We start from the raw sequence: 16,715 nt of genomic DNA on the forward strand, positions 1-16,715 counted from the left end.
TCAGGATCCAATCATCAAAAACTGCTGATGCAATTGAATAATTTGGGGTATTAATAATTGCCTCTCATCATTATTCAGAACATGATCTGCAAACTTCATTTTCTGCTCGTCACTAAACTGGCGGTTCATTCTCAATTGAATATCTTCCGCACTAATCCCGTCTCTGGCTTTAACTCTGCTTATTCTGGTTTCAATGGGTGAGATTACCAGGACCGACTGATCGCACATCTTATAGGCATCACTTTCATATAAGAGCGCTGCTTCTTTAATTACATAGGATGCTTCCTTTTGACTTAAAACCCAGGTGTCAAATGCTCTGAAAACTGCCGGATGTACAAGCGAATTCAATTTCTCCAGTTCATACTTATCATTGAATACTATTGATGAGATATAGCTTCGGTTCAATTCACCGCTTTGGGTATAAGAATTCTGTCCAAATGCATCAAGAACCTCCGATTTCAATATCGGGTCAGTATGCATTATGGACTTGGCGACGTCATCAGCATAGAACACAGGTACACCTAACAGTTCGAATACTTTACAAACCGTAGTTTTACCGCTACCTATTCCACCTGTTATACCAATCTTCAGCATCATTTTTGAATAATAAAATCTAATGTCTGAGGTTCAATTTTTACAAGTCTGGAAAATTCAGGAATGCGGATTATTCTTACCGGCAACTGGGTATATCCATTTTCCTTCCAGTTATTCAGATCAACAAACAATTCAAAATCACTTCTATCAGTTTCCGGATATTTACTCAAAGGGCTAAGCAAAGTAACCTTCACTTTATCAGGAAGTAATTTTACATTCCTGAACTCTTTATTGTTCAGAACCTTAACAGGTATTTCAACTACTTTTTCAGTGAACTCATCTATATTTAATCTGAGATCAACAAAGCCAGGATGAATTGTAATATTCGCCTTGGATGGTCGCTTCAAATTAATTTTCATATTTACACTTTCACTCACTTTATCCAAACTCAGTAGTTCTGTTTCCCAGCCTTTTATGTTTGCAAGTTCTTTAACGGGTCCGGTAATAGTAACAAATGCGGGACTAATCTGAACCGAATCTGAAATACCAAATTGCGCTTTAAATTGAATATCCTGTTTCAATACGACAGGGATTTTTTTGACTGTACTTGAAGAAAAATCAAAATAAAGTGTATCCGGATGAATATAAACCACTTTCTGTGTAGAGCCGACCTGAGTGTTGATCTTTTGAATCTGATCAGAAAGTTCGATAAAAGTCTGCTTCTGTAATTCCTTCAATTCAATATTAACTGAAGGTGGACTTATCCTTAGTTTGGAAAACAATAATTGCCAGCCCGTTCCTTCAACCTGAAGCCTGATGGTATCTGATTGAAGCGGATGAAATGCCCTATTTTCAGGCAGATCAACAAACCGAACCAAGGTTTGAACCTGATAAACATACCTATTGGAAAGTGCAAAAAACAACCATGCTCCCACTGCCAATAGTAAGCAGAGGAAAAACAGGGAGATCCTGCGTCTTTCAATTTTAGTAAATTTAATTAAAGGCATATCAGATGAATTAATCAAATTTAGTCAAATAAAAACGCCGCTTCAAAAATGAAGCGGCGTTCATATTAATTTAACGATCGTATTATTTAGCTGCTGACTGACTAAGAGCTTTTGAAGATTCCAGAGAAACAGAAGATTTTTCAAAACGAATCTTTGTACCGCTCTCAACTTCAATTAGAAATGTAGTTTCGTTCAAGTCAACAATTTTACCATGTATCCCCGAGGTTGTGATAACTTTATCACCCTTCTTTAGTTCCTCCACAAACTTTTTATGATCCTTTGCTTTCTTCATTTGCGGGCGTATCATAAAAAAATAAAACACCACAATAATTAGTAGCATTGGTAAAAACTGGCCGATCTGTTGCATATCCATATTATTCTTGTTTAATTTTGATTTTTATTTTGCTTTAGCCGCATCAACCATTCCAAGTATATTCAGTTCGGTTAGCGATGGTATTGTATTAGCTGTGATACTTACTATTTTATTCTGCATCCCCGGTTTTCCTGCACTGTTAAACACCACACGAATAACTCCCTCAGCACCCGGAGCTATGGGCTCTTTAGGATATTCCGGTACGGTACAACCACAACTTGCTGTTGCACTACTTATAATTAAAGGGCTGTTCCCAATATTCTTGAATTTAAAATCGTAGGTAACAACATCTCCATCTGTGATTTTTCCAAAGTCATAAACTTCCTTTTCAAATTTGAATGCGGGTGCACTGGCTGTGTCAACTGCTGCAATTTCACTAGTTTCCTTCGAATCTGCCGTGCTTTCAACTGTTTTCTGATTATTACATGCTGCTAAAACAACAAGGCAAGCGATTGATAAAAAAATTTTTCTCATTACTAATTAATATTTATGATTTACAAAATAACACTATGAAAAATATATGTTCAAATTTACTCCATTAATCCACGTCCTGACTTACGAACCTTTCCTGAAGTTTTCAGATCTGCTAAAATTTTATCTAAAATACCATTTATGAATGAATTGCTCTTGGGTGTACTAAATTCTTTTGCGATTTCAATATACTCATTCATGGTAACTTTGACAGGTATTGAAGAGAAATGAATGAGTTCAGTAATGGCCATTCGCATCAATAGGGTATCCATCACCGCAATACGCTCAGAATCCCAGTTTTTTGTCTTCTGTGCTATCATTTCCTGATATTCAGATTCAAAAGCGACTGCCTTTTTAAAAAGGTCAAGCATAAATGGCCGGTCTTCATCCCAGTTAGGACAAACCTGAGCAAGATTGTTATCATCAGGATTTTCACTTGCAAAGTTTTTGAATGTTTTAGCCACCAGTGCCTGAAGTACTTCCTTATCTACCGGCCAGTTAATAAACTTTTCTTCGAAGATTTGCTCAATACCCGGTGATTTAAGAATCAGCTTTTTAAAGATATACTTGATGATATCCTTGTCTGACTGAATTGTATGTACCGGAAGGCTATTAAAGCTTGCGTACTCAGCAGAACTCTTTAAGGAAATAAAAATTGATTTACTTACTTCAGGGTCAAAATTCCAGGAAATTTTATATTTTTTTACAGCTGCCAGGTATTCTAAATTTTGCTTTAATAAGCTGATAAAGAGATTGTTCTGGAGTTTAACACTAGCATTAAGATCAGCTTCAGAGGGCAAATGTTTATTGGCCCGTTCATCTGCATCAATGATACTGTAATCTGCAACCTCAATTAAAAGTGAAAGTAACCAGAAATACATCTCATGTACCTTATCAACACTCTGTAAAAGCGCCTTTTCAAAAGGCAATATTTCCTTTACTTCCGATTGCTGGTAGGAATACAAAACCTGCAATGCTTTAACCCTCAGATGCCTTCTATTTAACATGTATAAGAACGATTTTTTTTTGTTGATCCTAAATTAATAGGAAGCTTTTATTTTTCTGATATCCTCAATCCGCTTCTCAGCAATTTTATTTGCTGCCTCATTGGTCGGAATATTCTCTTGTTTTGATTTTTGTAACACCCTTCTGGTGGCTTCATAAATATTTTCGGCCATCTGAAATGTTTTCTTTTTATTAAAACCGGCAATTTCTGAATAGCAATTGATCAGGCCACCAGCATTGATCAGGTAATCAGGGGCATACATAATACCTTTTTCGAGTAACATATTGCCATGAACAACTTCATCAGCAAGCTGATTATTTGCAGATCCCGCAATAATGGAACATTTTAAACGGTTTATAGTTTCTGTATTAACCGTAGCACCTAATGCACAGGGTGAATAAATATCAATATCGAGATCAAACAGTTTATTATTGGCAACAGCTATTGCCCCATATTTTTGTGCAATCTGGCCCAAACGCTCCTCATTAATGTCACTGATATAAACCTTAGCATTTTCATTTCTAAGTAAGGAAACAAGACTCTCACCAACATGCCCGATTCCCTGCACCGCAACAGCTTTCCCAGCCAAACTATCATTCCCAAAACACTCCTTCAAACTGGCTTTAATACCCATAAATACACCCCTGGCGGTTACCGGAGAGGGATCACCACTTCCACCAATAGATTCTGGTACACCTGTAACATATTTTGTTTCCATACGGATATATTCCATATCCCTTGGATTGGTTCCTACTTCTTCGGCTGTGATAAATGATCCGTTCAAATTTTCAATAAAACGGCCATACCTGCGCATCAGAGCCTCTGATTTATGTATTCGGCTATCCCCGATAATTACTCCTTTACCTCCGCCCAAGTTTAAACCTGTTATGGCTGCTTTGTAGGTCATGCTTCGTGATAAACGCAAAACATCATGAAGTGCTTCTGATTCTGATTTGTAAGGCCACATACGGGTCCCACCCAATGCAGGGCCAAGTGTGGTATCATGTATTGCAATTATTGCCTTTAATCCGGTACCCGGATCACTGCAATAAACTAATTTTTGATGACCGAATGTGTCAAGCTGACTAAAAACTGAATGTTCTTCAAATTGAGATAAAATCATGTTGGATGCCTGGCTTTACGCCACAAAAGTAGTAAAAAATGTTGTTTTAATTATTCATAATGGTTTGTAATAGTTTTTCTTAAAACCTGTTACCCGTTACCTGTTGTCAGATGTCGGATGTCAGAAATGATTGGAGATCTCCTTATTCTCTCAGCAATACATTGTCATGGCGGGCTTGACCCGCAAAAAATTCGTTCCACTATTGTCCATTGTCAGCTACCAATTCCCTAAATTCTATCTACTTTTGCAAGACAAGGATCAGATGAAAGAACTGGCTTATCTCAATAAATTCTTCTATAAATATCGCTGGCGCTTGTTGCCCGGCATACTTTTCGTTATAATTTCAAACCTTTTCGCAGTACTTCCGGCTCAGGTGATAAGGATAGCTTTTGACCTTGTGAATGAAAACATAGCACTTTTCAGGCTTTTTGATGGATTCGACCGACAGGAACTAATCTCGAGGGTTTTTGGCCACAGTTTATTGCTGTTTGGAATAATTGTCCTGCTATTGGCCCTGCTCAGAGGGATATTCTTGTTTTTTATGCGTCAGACCATCATTCTGATGTCAAGACATATTGAGTATGATCTTAAAAATGAGATTTATCAGCATTATCAGAAACTGTCGATGGCCTTTTATCGCAGAAATAATACAGGTGATCTGATGAATAGGGTAACTGAGGATGTAAGCAGAGTCAGAATGTACCTTGGACCGGGGATCATGTACACAATTAATACCAGCGTACTTTTTATTCTGATCATCATATCCATGTTTAATGTTAATACAAGACTTACTGTATTTTCATTGCTGCCTTTGCCTCTTCTGGCGATTACGATCTATTATGTTCATTCAATGATCAACCATCGCAGTGAAAAAATACAGCAGCAGCTTTCATCATTATCAAGTTTTGTTCAGGAGACCTTTTCAGGTATCCGGGTGATTAAAGCCTACGTCAGGGAGGGTGATATCCGGAAAAAGTTCAATAATGAAAGCGAAAACTATAAATCACATTCCATGTCGTTGGTGCAGGTTCAGGCACTTTTCTATCCGATGATGCTTTTGCTTGTGGGACTTAGTACGATCGTAACAGTTTATATCGGAGGTGTTGAAGTTATGAACGGCAATATCACTTCCGGAAATATTGCTGAATTTATTGTCTATGTTAATCAGCTTACATTTCCGGTCATGTCTCTCGGTTGGGTTACCTCCCTGATACAAAGGGCAGCTGCATCCCAAAAAAGGATAAATGAATTTTTAAATACGAAGCCAGAGATTATTTCCGTCTCCGGAGAAAAAACAGAGTTAAAAGGAAATGTTAGCTTTAAGAATGTGAGCTTCAGGTATCCTGATACAGGTATACAGGCGATAAAAAATATTTCGTTTGAGGTAAAAAGCGGTGAGTTTCTTGCCATTATTGGTAGAACAGGCTCAGGAAAATCCACCATTGCCAATCTTTTGATGCGAATGTATGATGCAGATGATGGACAAATATTACTCGATGGCAAAACCATTGAAAAGCTTGATCTGCAACACTTCAGGCAGCAAATAGGCTTTGTTCCGCAGGAAGTTTTCCTGTTCTCTGAAACAATTTATAATAATATTGCTTTTGGAATGATGGAAGCTGATGCTGGCAAAGTTGAAATGGCAGCAAAAAATGCAGCAGTATTCAAAAATATCATGGAGTTTAGTAAGGGCTTCGAAACAATGATTGGAGAGCGGGGAATTACCTTATCCGGCGGACAAAAACAAAGGCTCTCTATTGCCAGGGCAATAATTAAAGAACCACAGACTCTTATTTTTGATGACTGCCTCTCTGCCGTAGATACCCGAACAGAGGAAGAAATTCTTAATAATTTGAGCAGGATAATGAAAAACAAAACCAGCATTTTGATTGCTCATAGGGTATCAACTATTAAAAATGCGGACAGAATACTGGTTATGGATGGTGGAGAAATCATTGAACAGGGCACTCACGACGAACTAATGGATCTTAAAGGCAGTTATTTTGATTTGTTTGAAAAGCAACTTTTGGAGGAGCAAACGGCGGGGGAATAGCAATTAGGAAATGGAGAATGGATAATGGGATTTTGTTCAATGGCTAAAATCCACTGTCAATTATCAATTTAATTCTCAACTCTCCATTCTCAACTATCAACTGAAATCTGTTTTTGTTCAAAAAAAAATCAATTTGTTACTTTACTAATATCTATTATATTTACCCCTACCAAATTAAATTATGACTATGGGAGATTTCGACAACAAAGAAAGAGAAGAGGTTTTTTCGAAGAAGGTACGAGCCGGGAAGCGCACCTACTTTTTCGATGTTAAAGCTACACGTTCAAACGATTACTATGTTACAGTAACTGAAAGTAAGAAGCGTTTAGAAGATGGTGTTTTTATCAAGCACAAAATATTCCTTTACAAAGAGGACTTTGAAAAGTTTGCTGAAGGTCTTAAAGAAACTATAGATTATATCAAAGCTCACCAGGAAGTAGTAGAAAAGCGTTATGAATATTCAGAAAATCATACTGAGCCTGCAAAGGAAAGCGATGATTTCTCTTTTGAAATATAATTCAGATTTATTCTGACAGAATAAATTATTCGTTCATAAAAAAGCCCCAAACAAGAAATTGTATTGGGGCTTTTCCTTTCATTGCTATATTAACAATCTCTAATTAATGCGAATGGCCCTTTTTATAATGCTCTAATAACAGATCCCCGCCAAAATCATTTTTTAAATCGCGGACTACGGAATGAACATGATTGGCATTGTTTTGAGTGTTGTCATACTCAATGACGATTGTAGGACCCTGAACGCGGTAATATGATCCTTTACCTATCTCAGGCTTAGTATATCCCGCCCAGGCAAACCAAATATTGTCTAAACCCTCCTTCTGGATTTCCTGCATCATTTTTTTAGCGAAATCATGCCTGTATCTGTGAACATAAACTCTGATTAGTTGTAACAATAAAGATTGTTGTTCTCTTGATAATTCTGAAAATCTGATTCCTTCGGGTTTACCCAGAAGAGCCTTGCGCTTATCAAAGGTCAAAATATCTTTAAAAGCTACTGTATCAATGATGGCCTTTTTTAACTGCGTTGAAGTAAATGAATTGATTACAGCAAAGCCTCTGTCAGATTCCTGTTTCAAGACTTGTTTGCCAGCCATTGGTCCGTTAAGTACAATTGCCGGGTTACTTCCCATGAACCCGGGAGTACCTGCCACAAGCGTTTTTCTGTTGAAAGAGAAATTGAATGAGATATGATGTCCTTCAAACCGCCAGCCCCAAATACTTTTTGAGGAAGGATTCCCAAAAATCGTAAAGTGGTAATTGCCGGGATCCCGAAAATTATCTTCCGGCTTTCTTTTTTCCAATTCTTTCAAAACAATTTCTAACTGTATGATTTCATTGGTTTTTTGAAAAGTTTCTTGACCAAGGCATGATCGTAATAATTCCAATGCCAGCTTATGTTGCTGAGGATTCATTTCATTGAAAGTAATGCCCCTCCTTTTCATTGGCACAAAATGAAAATTATATCGTTCTTCCACGTCAAAAGGGAAAACGGTTTCGGTCTTTTGGGCCTCAGTGAGCAAGGCAATAAACCGAGTAGCTGTTAAAACAGATTCCTGTCCAAAACCAGCGAGCCGTATAAACAGAAACATGCTTAATAACAATAATTCTTTCTTCATATAATGGAATAATTAAACAGAACGGATTAAAATTCTATTTTGATCAAATAATAAATTAATCTTATAAAGTACTAGATAACTGGAATTTAATATCACAGCTGATCAAATCTAACTACTATTTTCATGTACTTTAAAAGTAAAGTATCAAAAAAATTAAAAGCCTGGAAGCAATTTAATTAATTCTGTTGAACATTGATAAATTAAGAATGAAAACAAGGAATAGAATAATTAGCTTTAAATTAATAAAATACGATTTAACATCCTCAAAATAAGAATATTCTATGCGCATTTATATCCCTGATTTTTTTCGATTGTCTATTCCCTTCCTATTTATACCCCTATTTTTTGCCAGCTGTAAAGAAAAATCAGGCACATCAGCAGTAGATTCAGATCATGCCCTATCCACGTTTGAAGTCCCTCCCGGTTTTAAAATCGAATTAGTCGCCGCAGAACCCCTGATCTCAGATCCGGTAGATATGGAAATCGACGAATACGGCAATATGTATGTTGTTGAAATGCACGGTTATCCCCTGGATAAAAGCGGAAGTGGCAATGTAATTCTGCTGAAGGATACTAATGGGGATGGAAAAATGGATGAGCGAATTGTTTTCGCCGACAAATTAACACTTCCGGCAGGTGTTATGCGATGGAAAAAGGGCATCCTGATTACTGATGCCCCTAATTTGCTCTACCTCGAAGATTCTGACAATGATGGAAAATCGGATATCCGTGACACAGTCCTTAGTGGATTTGCGCTATCAAATCCTCAGCATAATACCAATAACCCGATGTACGGATTAGATAACTGGATTTACATTGGGCATCAGGGTGCAACATCCACCCGTGAGTACAAAGAAGAATTCGGGGATGAAGGTTCAGAAATTATTTTTCCGGACGAATTGAACGCTCAAAAATTACCAAAAAATGCCAAGGGGCTATCCATCAGGTTTCAACCAGAAAAGAAAAAGATAGAGACTCTATCCTATCAAACCCAATTCGGGCATGCCTTTGATCAATATGGGCATTGGTTCGGATGTAATAATTCTAACCAGGGTTATCATGAGGTAATAGCTAACCGTTATTTCCAGCGAAATAAAGATCTGGTTATTTCCAGTTCAATCCAGTCGATGTCAGACCATCTGAATGCTCCGGAGGTCTTCCCTACTACCACTCATCCCGACAGGCAATTACTCACCGATGTGGGGGTAATGACTTCCGGATGCGGCATAACCGTATATGACGGAGGTGCCTTCCCTGCCCCATTTGATAAAAATATAAGCTTTGTGGCAGAACCGGTAAGCAACCTTGTGCATGTGGACATCCTGAAAGACAAGGGGACAAGCTTTGAGGCAAGTGCTCTGTTAAATAATAAGGAGTTTCTGACTTCAACGGATGCCTGGTCACGCCCGGTCAATTTCTATGTAGGTCCGGATGGTGCACTCTACATGCTAGATTATTACCGCAGAGTAATCGAGTCACCCGAATGGATGTCGGAACAGGCAGTAAAAGCCGGAGGACTGTATGATGGCTCTGAAAAGGGTCGTATTTATAGGATTAGTGCAACAGGCCAGAAAGCTGCAGAATGGACGAAAGGTCTTAAACTGGGTGATGAAAGCAGTGAAAAACTTGTGGAGCATCTTGCAGATAATAACCGTTGGTGGAGAACTAACTCTCAACGACTTTTGGTCGACCGAAATGATAAAAAAGCTGTACCTGCGCTAATGAAAATGGCCGGCAATCCGGAATCCCCTATGGGCAGGCTACATGCACTCTGGACGCTTGAGGGCCTGGCTGAATTAAGCCCTGCCTTGATTGAACAAGCTTTAAAAGATAATGAAGCAGGTATCCGCAGCAATGCAATCAAACTTGCCGAGCTTCATTTGCAGGAGTCCTCTCAACTGCTTACAGCACTCCTATCCATGCAAAATGATAATGACCCCAAAGTCAGGCTGCAATTATTATTAACCCTGGGATATGATAATTCAAAAGAATCAGCGACAGTCAGGAATAAACTTTTATTTCAGGATATCAATGATAAATGGATTCAGATTGCTGCTTTAACAGCATCCTCTTCACAAACAGAATCAATTTTAAAAGAAGTGCTCAATAGGTACCAGGTGGATGTACCTGCCTATTCATTATTAGTTCAGCGGCTGGCTACGATGACCGCAAATGGTGGTGATCAAAATGCGATAAGGAAGCTACTTCAAAAATCTATATCTAATGGTTCGGGGAAGCAAATGCCTTGGCAGGGAGCTATGCTTGAAGGGCTTGCCATCGGAATGGAATCCCTGAAATCAAAATCTCCTGAATCTATTAATGTCTTTAAAAACGATCAGAACTTATTAATTAGCACATTTTTCAGCCACCCATCTGATGAAGTACGAAAAGGATCTCTCGATATGTTGAGGGTAATCGGATTAAGTACCGGGCCTGAAACAAAAGCTGCCATAGACAGGTCATTGAAAATTATGACAGACCGCAGCCTTACAGATAAAAAAAGAACTGAAGCCATTAATTTCCTCGCATTGACTGAGCCTGCCCCATATAGTTCTTTGTTAAAGAATTTAATTGTTCCGCAGGAACAACCGATCGTTCAGCTGGCAGCTTTAAAAACCCTGAGTAAAATACCGGGAACTGTGGTTAGTGAGTATGTTTTGCATAAATGGGCTGTTCTTACACCTGAAATCAGGGATGCTGCTATCGGAACATTTCTTGGGAATGATGAAAGGATCAATCTGCTTTTAAGTGCAATTGAAAAAAATCAGGTTCAGGCCAGCAGTGTTAGTTTCAGCAGAAGTGTTCAACTAATGCAAAATAAAGATGACCTCTTACGGAACAGAGCCAGAACGCTCTTTACCAAAAATGAAGAAGAAGGCAAAAAGGTAAATAAAGCCTATCAGGAAGCTCTTGAGCTTAAGGGAGATGCTACAAATGGTCAGAATGTATATGTACAGAACTGTGCTATTTGTCACCAGGTGAGAGGGAAAATGGGTGTTGAACTTGGTCCTGATCTGGGTACCATTCATAACTGGACTGCCGAAATCATCATGGCTAATATTCTGGATCCAAATATTTCAATATCAAGTGGTTATGATCTTTGGAATGTGGAATTAAAAAATGGCGAATCCCATCAGGGAATTATTTCAAGTGAAACAGATGTGGCTATAGCGCTCAAAAACAATGGAAAACTTGAAAAGACGATCAATCGTCAGGATATTAAGGAAATAAAAAGCATGGAAATTTCTGCAATGCCTTCCGGACTGGAGAAAAAGATCAACAAACAGGAAATGGCAGATCTTCTGGCATTTTTACGCAAATTTTAAAGGAATAATCGTCTTACAATAAATCATATAAGCATGTCACTCAAAGGTTTAAAATTTCTGCTCTCAGGGCTTGTAATAATTGCTACCCAAACTGCTTACGGACAAGTGCCTGATAAAGTATTCAGGGCATCAGTGGTCAAAGTTGACATAACCCCTGATGAACCAAAAATGTTACTGGGTTATGCTGCGCGGAAATCAACAGGTGTCAATGACCGCATTTACCATCGGATTGTAGCGATGGATGATGGAGTGAAGCAATTTTTTTTAGTTTCAACAGATATTTGTGTGATGTCACCTTCTGAATATGACCATGTTGCTGCTATTCTTCAGAAAGATCATGGTATTGATCCCGAGAATTTTTGGTGGACATTGACCCATACCCATTCCGCACCCGAGGTTGGAGTTCCCGGCCTTCCCGAGGTATTTATGGGAGATCGTTATAAGCACGAGGTAGATACCGCCTATACCTCCCTGGTTGAACGTTCCCTGATAAAAGGTATCACAGAAGCCAGAAGCAAACTGGTTAAAGCTAAGCTTGGAGTTGGCTGGGGATTTTCACAGGCAAATATTAACCGTCGGGCAATAGATGTGGATGGAAAAGCTTCCCTGGGATTAAATCCGGAAGGCGCTGTTGACCGCAAAATAGGTTTAATCCGTTTGGATAAGGAAGATGGAAGTCCGCTTGCATTGATCGCCAATTATGCGATCCATGGAACAGTGCTTGGCCCTGCTCAAACTGAGATCAGTGGTGATGCCCCCGGAATCGTATCTGAATATGTCGAACAAAAATTAGGTGTCCCACTCCTATTCATCAATGGTGCAGCAGGCAATCTGGCACCTATTTACAGTGTTTATCCAAATCCCCGAGCAGGGCATCTGAGTCAGTTTAAAGTATTATTAGGCGACAAGATTCTCTCTGCAAATAAAGAAATAGTATCCGGCCGCTCTGATATAAAGTTATTTACAGGATCGCTGATCATAGAAACCCCAAGAAAACCCAATTTAAGCTGGCCTAAGGATTTAGCAAGATATACCCAGACTTCTTCGAATGGAGAAAATATGGTGCTGCTACCGGCAAGATTCCTGAAGATCAATGAAGATGTGGCTATATGGAGTTTACCGGTTGAGCTGTTTTGTGAGATCTCAAACGAGATCCGCGATCGTTCTCCATTCCCCTTTACATTTTTCTATGGCTACACAAATGGCTGGCTCGGATATCTGCCTACAGAAAAGGAATGGAAACATGGTGGCTATGAAATCGAAACCGTTTCCCCATACACACCTGCTGTAGAGAAACATTTAAAAGAAGCCGTTCTGGGCTACCTGGAAGGTGAAATGAAGAGCACACCAGCATCCCAGCCACAAACTCTCAATAAACCAGCAATTGTAAAACCAGAAACTGATGGTATGCTCAGACTGACCGCCAGAAATGGGAAAGGCATTGGACCGAAAATTAAATACATGCCCGAATGGTGGGCTTTTGGATGGTTTACTAATTTAGACAGGGTTGAATGGGATATTGAAGTAGATCTTGAAGGTGAATACAATGCCGAGCTGGTTTGGTCAGTTTCTGATGAAACAGCAGGTAATGAGTTTCTGCTTGAAGCCGGCAAACAAAAACTGACCGGAACTATTGACCGCAGCGGTTCCTGGGAAACCTTTAAATCAAAAAATATCGGTACAATCAAACTAAAGCCTGGCCGGCAGAAAATCGTCTTCAGATCAAACAAGCCTACTGTAGATGCCGGAATGCTGGACCTGCGGGAAATTAAACTTAGCTTGGTCAAAAGCAATTAAACACTCATATTCTAAATCAATATAAAATGATAACCTTAAAAAATAGTCTCTGGTATTTATGCCTTCTCGCTGTTTCATTCATTGGATGTGCTGAAAGTTTCAAAAAAACTCAGGACCAGAATGCCGAATGGAATATGGGAGTAGCTTTATATTCCTTTAACCGGTTTTCATTTGCAGATGCCCTTGATAAAGCTGACAGTGCCGGAGTGAGTTATGTGGAAGGCTTTTCTTTCCATAATATGGGTAAGGAGTTCAATGATAAAACTATGGCTGCGATGACTGATGAAGACATCAGTAAATTGAAGGAAATGCTTAGCGCTAAAAAGCTTGAAATGCAATCTATGTATGTTAGTGGTGCAAAAAATGAAGCCGACTGGAAGTATTATTTTGAGCTGGCCAGGGAAATGAATATGCAGCACCTGGTATGTGAACCTGAAAAGGAATCATGGGATATGCTGGATAGTCTGGCAGGAGTATACAAAATCAAAATAGCCATTCATGAGCATGCGAAAGGAAAAAGCCTTTACTGGCATCCTGATTCTGTAATCGCCGCAATGAAAGACCATCCAAATTTTGGTGTATGTGCCGATCTTGGGCATTGGGAAAGAAGCGGATTAAATCCTGTTGAATGTTTGAAAAAACTGGAGGGAAATATACTTGGAGTCCATCTGAAAGACATCCATCAATCCAATAATCCTGATGCAAATGATGTCATTATTGGCAAAGGTGTCATTAATTTCCCTCCCATAATAGACGAATTAAAACGTCAGCAATTTAAGGGTGTGATTCATGTAGAATGCGAGCATAAAATGGAGAATAACCTCGCCGAGGTGATCGCAGGAAAGAAATACTTCGAGGGATTATATACTAAAGTCAATTAAAAGAAAGCAAACTGAACCTACTATGAAATCCTTTTTAACAATAGTAAAACGAAATATTATTTCTTTCAACAAGAATTTATTTCTAATTACATTATCTATTTTTCTTTCTGCAAAAATGCTCTTGGCGCAACAAAATGAATCAACATTTGCCTGGCCTGAGGGAAAGCAAATAGCGATCAGTTTAAGTTTTGATGATGCCCGTGCAAGTCAGGTAGATGCCGGAACAGCACTGCTCGATCAGTATGGAGTTAAAGGCACATTTTATGTGGTTCCTAACTCTGTAAAACAAAGATTGGAGGGCTGGAAGAAAGCAGTTGCCAGTGGTCATGAAATAGGGAATCATTCATTTAACCATCCCTGTACAGGTAATTTTCCATGGTCGAGACAAAAGGCCATAGAGAATTATACCCTGAAAATAATGCGGAATGAATTAATTCTGGCCAATAAGGATATTAAGGAATTACTTGGAGTGGAAGCTGAGGTATTTGCTTATCCTTGCGGACAAACCTATATCGGCAGAGGGGAAAACACGAAAAGCTATGTGCCTGTTGTATCAAAACTATTTCTCAGCGGCAGAGGCTGGTTGGATGAGGGTCCAAATGCTCCTCAATTCTGTGATCTTGCCCAGTTAACCGGAATGGAAATGGATGGTAAAGATTTTGAGCAAATTTTACCGCTAATTGAAAATGCAAAAAAATCAGGTGCCTGGCTGGTTCTTGCAGGACATGAAATGGGTACTTCAGGAAACCAAACAACCCGGTTGAGTATGCTGAAAAAGCTAATTGAGTATTCACAAAACCCGGCAAATGGGATCTGGATTGCTCCGGTTGGGACTGTAGCTAAATATATAAAGGGACAGAAGGGATAAAATGAGCTTTTACAGATCTAATTAAAATCTGTTAAATAATACTTAGCTTTTAAGTCTATGCAACGTTTAAGAAGTTACCGTAATTTAAATCTGGAAATAATTCAGGTTCCTAAATTCTATTCTTCGGGATTTACTTTCCAATCCTTGCTCAAGCCTTTCATTATTCCATTTTCGACACTTTTGATAGCAATTACCTTATGTTGCGCTTTAAATTCATCTGCATCAGAAATATACATTGGGAAGTCTGAGGCAAATATCAGTCCTACCCTGCCCGTGGCTTTAATGGGTCAGTTTAATCTCAGGATTGCAAATACGGCAGCCACCCCTCTGACTGCCAATGTAGTGGCACTGGAATCAAGAGAAGGTGCAAAATCTCTTGATGCGGTTGTTTTCGTATCCTGTGACCTGGTTTATATCCCAACGCCATTACTTTCAATGATTCGGATGGAAGTTTCAAAACAGTTGGCCGGTTTCGATGGCAACAAGATTATTCTGAATGCGACACATACCCATACAGCACCGGTACTGGAAGACAATTTAGATGAATCCTCATTTTTGTACAAGATCCCGGTGGGAGTCAGTCCGGTAAGTGCTTACAGAGCTTTATTTGTGAAGAATGTGGCCGATGCAATCGTTAAAGCATGGAAGAGCCGGAGTCCCGGTAGTGTAAGCTGGGGACTTAACAGAGCTGCAATCCCATATAACCGTCGCGCATCTTATGCCAATAATACGACCACAATGTATGGTAAAACTAATGTGCCTGAGTTTCGGAACCTCGAAGGCTATGAAGATCATGATATTAATTCCCTTTTCTTCTGGAATAAAGAGGGAAAACTGATTGCGATGAGTATTGATGTTGCATGCCCGGCACAGGAGGTTGAAGGACGTTCGGAGGTCAATGCAGATTACTGGCATCCGGTTCGAATGGCTCTAAAGGAAAAATTCGGTGATGATTTAACAGTACTGAGCTGGATTGGTGCTGCAGGAGATCAGTCTCCACATATTATGTACCGCAAGGCAGCCGATGAACGGATGCTTAAACTAAGTAACAAGAGCCGCATGGATGATATCGCCGAACGTGTTGTAGCAGCTGTCGAGGAAACCTATAAGACAGTAAAGAATGATCAGTATCGCAATCTTCAGCTAGTCCATAAAGTTGAAAAGATTAAGCTACCTGTACGGATAATCACAGAAAAGGAATACGAGGAATCAAAAATTGTGCAGGATGAAGCGGCAGCTCTTATTGCAAAGGATCCCAAAGCTGCAGACCAGCATTATGCAAAAATGACCTGGTTTGGAGATGTTCTCAAACGGTTTGAAAAGCAAAAAACAAATCCGGATTATGAAACAGAAATACATGTTTTGCGTATCGGAGATGCTGTAATATGTACCAATCAATTCGAGCTGTTTACAGATTATGGCATACGCATTCAGGCACGCAGCAAAGCCTTACAAACATTTGTTATCCAGCTTGCAGGTCCGGGAACCTATCTCGCAACAGAAAAAGCTATCCGGGGTGGTGGCTACAGTGCTGTTTGTCAGAGTAATATCGTCGGTTCTGAGGGCGGACAAATTCTTGTCGACCGAACGGTTAAATTAATTGATGAAATGTGGGCCGAAAAAACCAATTGAAAAGCTC

General features: G+C 39.2%; 14 protein-coding genes. 7 read left to right on the forward strand and 7 right to left on the reverse strand.

The features are described 5' to 3' along the window. The 6 genes from coaE to Q8M41_RS02670 all read right to left on the reverse strand — a co-directional run bounded on the left by coaE (position 1) and on the right by Q8M41_RS02670 (position 4,514). On the reverse strand, positions 1–597 hold the full coding sequence (gene coaE, locus Q8M41_RS02645; RefSeq protein WP_370870427.1) for a dephospho-CoA kinase: 597 nt from the start codon (positions 595–597) through the stop codon (positions 1–3). Then, on the reverse strand, positions 594–1,541 hold the full coding sequence (locus tag Q8M41_RS02650) for a YbbR-like domain-containing protein (RefSeq protein ID WP_305363691.1): 948 nt from the start codon (positions 1,539–1,541) through the stop codon (positions 594–596). The genes coaE and Q8M41_RS02650 overlap by 4 nt, the downstream gene beginning before the upstream one ends. 82 nt (positions 1,542–1,623) lie before the next feature. Next, entirely contained in the window at positions 1,624–1,914 is a 291-nt protein-coding gene (yajC, locus tag Q8M41_RS02655; protein ID WP_305363692.1) for a preprotein translocase subunit YajC, read from the reverse strand. Positions 1,915–1,938: 24 nt separating this feature from the next. Further along, positions 1,939–2,388 (reverse strand): DUF1573 domain-containing protein, encoded by a 450-nt coding sequence (locus Q8M41_RS02660; protein WP_305363693.1) that lies wholly within the window; start codon positions 2,386–2,388, stop codon positions 1,939–1,941. Between the two features lie 56 nt (positions 2,389–2,444). Beyond that, entirely contained in the window at positions 2,445–3,392 is a 948-nt protein-coding gene (gene nusB, locus Q8M41_RS02665; RefSeq protein ID WP_305363694.1) for a transcription antitermination factor NusB, read from the reverse strand. 33 nt (positions 3,393–3,425) lie between these two features. Continuing rightward, the gene (locus tag Q8M41_RS02670; protein ID WP_305363695.1) at positions 3,426–4,514 is read right to left on the reverse strand and encodes a Glu/Leu/Phe/Val dehydrogenase dimerization domain-containing protein; all 1,089 of its coding nucleotides are present in this window, start codon (positions 4,512–4,514) and stop codon (positions 3,426–3,428) included. Between the two features lie 262 nt (positions 4,515–4,776). Between Q8M41_RS02670 and Q8M41_RS02675 the strand changes: the two genes are divergently transcribed. After that, on the forward strand, positions 4,777–6,567 hold the full coding sequence (locus tag Q8M41_RS02675) for an ABC transporter ATP-binding protein (protein ID WP_305363757.1): 1,791 nt from the start codon (positions 4,777–4,779) through the stop codon (positions 6,565–6,567). Between the two features lie 187 nt (positions 6,568–6,754). Further along, positions 6,755–7,084, forward strand: a complete 330-nt coding sequence (locus Q8M41_RS02680; protein ID WP_305363696.1) for a DUF3276 family protein — start codon at positions 6,755–6,757, stop codon at positions 7,082–7,084. Between the two features lie 103 nt (positions 7,085–7,187). Here Q8M41_RS02680 and Q8M41_RS02685 read toward each other — a convergent pair whose 3' ends face one another. Next, on the reverse strand, positions 7,188–8,204 hold the full coding sequence (locus Q8M41_RS02685) for a DUF3500 domain-containing protein (protein ID WP_305363697.1): 1,017 nt from the start codon (positions 8,202–8,204) through the stop codon (positions 7,188–7,190). Positions 8,205–8,485: 281 nt separating this feature from the next. Here Q8M41_RS02685 and Q8M41_RS02690 point away from each other — a divergent pair, with 281 nt between their 5' ends. The 5 genes from Q8M41_RS02690 to Q8M41_RS02710 are packed head-to-tail and all read left to right on the forward strand — an operon-like array spanning position 8,486 to position 16,708. Then, positions 8,486–11,530, forward strand: a complete 3,045-nt coding sequence (locus Q8M41_RS02690; RefSeq protein ID WP_305363698.1) for a PVC-type heme-binding CxxCH protein — start codon at positions 8,486–8,488, stop codon at positions 11,528–11,530. A gap of 33 nt (positions 11,531–11,563) precedes the next feature. Next, the gene (locus tag Q8M41_RS02695; RefSeq protein WP_305363699.1) at positions 11,564–13,327 is read left to right on the forward strand and encodes a neutral/alkaline non-lysosomal ceramidase N-terminal domain-containing protein; all 1,764 of its coding nucleotides are present in this window, start codon (positions 11,564–11,566) and stop codon (positions 13,325–13,327) included. Between the two features lie 26 nt (positions 13,328–13,353). Continuing rightward, positions 13,354–14,208 carry a sugar phosphate isomerase/epimerase gene (locus Q8M41_RS02700; protein ID WP_305363700.1) on the forward strand — a complete coding sequence of 285 codons (855 nt, stop codon included), beginning with the start codon at positions 13,354–13,356 and terminating at the stop codon, positions 14,206–14,208. A 22-nt stretch (positions 14,209–14,230) separates the two neighbouring features. Beyond that, entirely contained in the window at positions 14,231–15,076 is an 846-nt protein-coding gene (locus Q8M41_RS02705; RefSeq protein ID WP_305363701.1) for a polysaccharide deacetylase family protein, read from the forward strand. Between the two features lie 57 nt (positions 15,077–15,133). Continuing rightward, a complete protein-coding gene (locus Q8M41_RS02710) occupies positions 15,134–16,708 on the forward strand; it encodes a hypothetical protein (protein ID WP_305363702.1) in 1,575 nt (524 codons plus the stop codon). Positions 16,709–16,715 lie beyond the last annotated feature (7 nt).

Source organism: Daejeonella sp., assembly GCF_030684675.1.
Taxonomy (GTDB): domain Bacteria; phylum Bacteroidota; class Bacteroidia; order Sphingobacteriales; family Sphingobacteriaceae; genus Daejeonella.

Coding starts and splice junctions, on each gene's coding strand:
- coaE (WP_370870427.1), bottom strand. CDS start 597: ATGATGCTGAAGATTGGTATAACAGGTGGAATAGGTAGCGGTAAAACT.
- Q8M41_RS02650 (WP_305363691.1), bottom strand. CDS start 1,541: ATGCCTTTAATTAAATTTACTAAAATTGAAAGACGCAGGATCTCCCTG.
- yajC (WP_305363692.1), bottom strand. CDS start 1,914: ATGGATATGCAACAGATCGGCCAGTTTTTACCAATGCTACTAATTATT.
- Q8M41_RS02660 (WP_305363693.1), bottom strand. CDS start 2,388: ATGAGAAAAATTTTTTTATCAATCGCTTGCCTTGTTGTTTTAGCAGCA.
- nusB (WP_305363694.1), bottom strand. CDS start 3,392: ATGTTAAATAGAAGGCATCTGAGGGTTAAAGCATTGCAGGTTTTGTAT.
- Q8M41_RS02670 (WP_305363695.1), bottom strand. CDS start 4,514: ATGATTTTATCTCAATTTGAAGAACATTCAGTTTTTAGTCAGCTTGAC.
- Q8M41_RS02675 (WP_305363757.1), top strand. CDS start 4,777: ATGAAAGAACTGGCTTATCTCAATAAATTCTTCTATAAATATCGCTGG.
- Q8M41_RS02680 (WP_305363696.1), top strand. CDS start 6,755: ATGGGAGATTTCGACAACAAAGAAAGAGAAGAGGTTTTTTCGAAGAAG.
- Q8M41_RS02685 (WP_305363697.1), bottom strand. CDS start 8,204: ATGAAGAAAGAATTATTGTTATTAAGCATGTTTCTGTTTATACGGCTC.
- Q8M41_RS02690 (WP_305363698.1), top strand. CDS start 8,486: ATGCGCATTTATATCCCTGATTTTTTTCGATTGTCTATTCCCTTCCTA.
- Q8M41_RS02695 (WP_305363699.1), top strand. CDS start 11,564: ATGTCACTCAAAGGTTTAAAATTTCTGCTCTCAGGGCTTGTAATAATT.
- Q8M41_RS02700 (WP_305363700.1), top strand. CDS start 13,354: ATGATAACCTTAAAAAATAGTCTCTGGTATTTATGCCTTCTCGCTGTT.
- Q8M41_RS02705 (WP_305363701.1), top strand. CDS start 14,231: ATGAAATCCTTTTTAACAATAGTAAAACGAAATATTATTTCTTTCAAC.
- Q8M41_RS02710 (WP_305363702.1), top strand. CDS start 15,134: ATGCAACGTTTAAGAAGTTACCGTAATTTAAATCTGGAAATAATTCAG.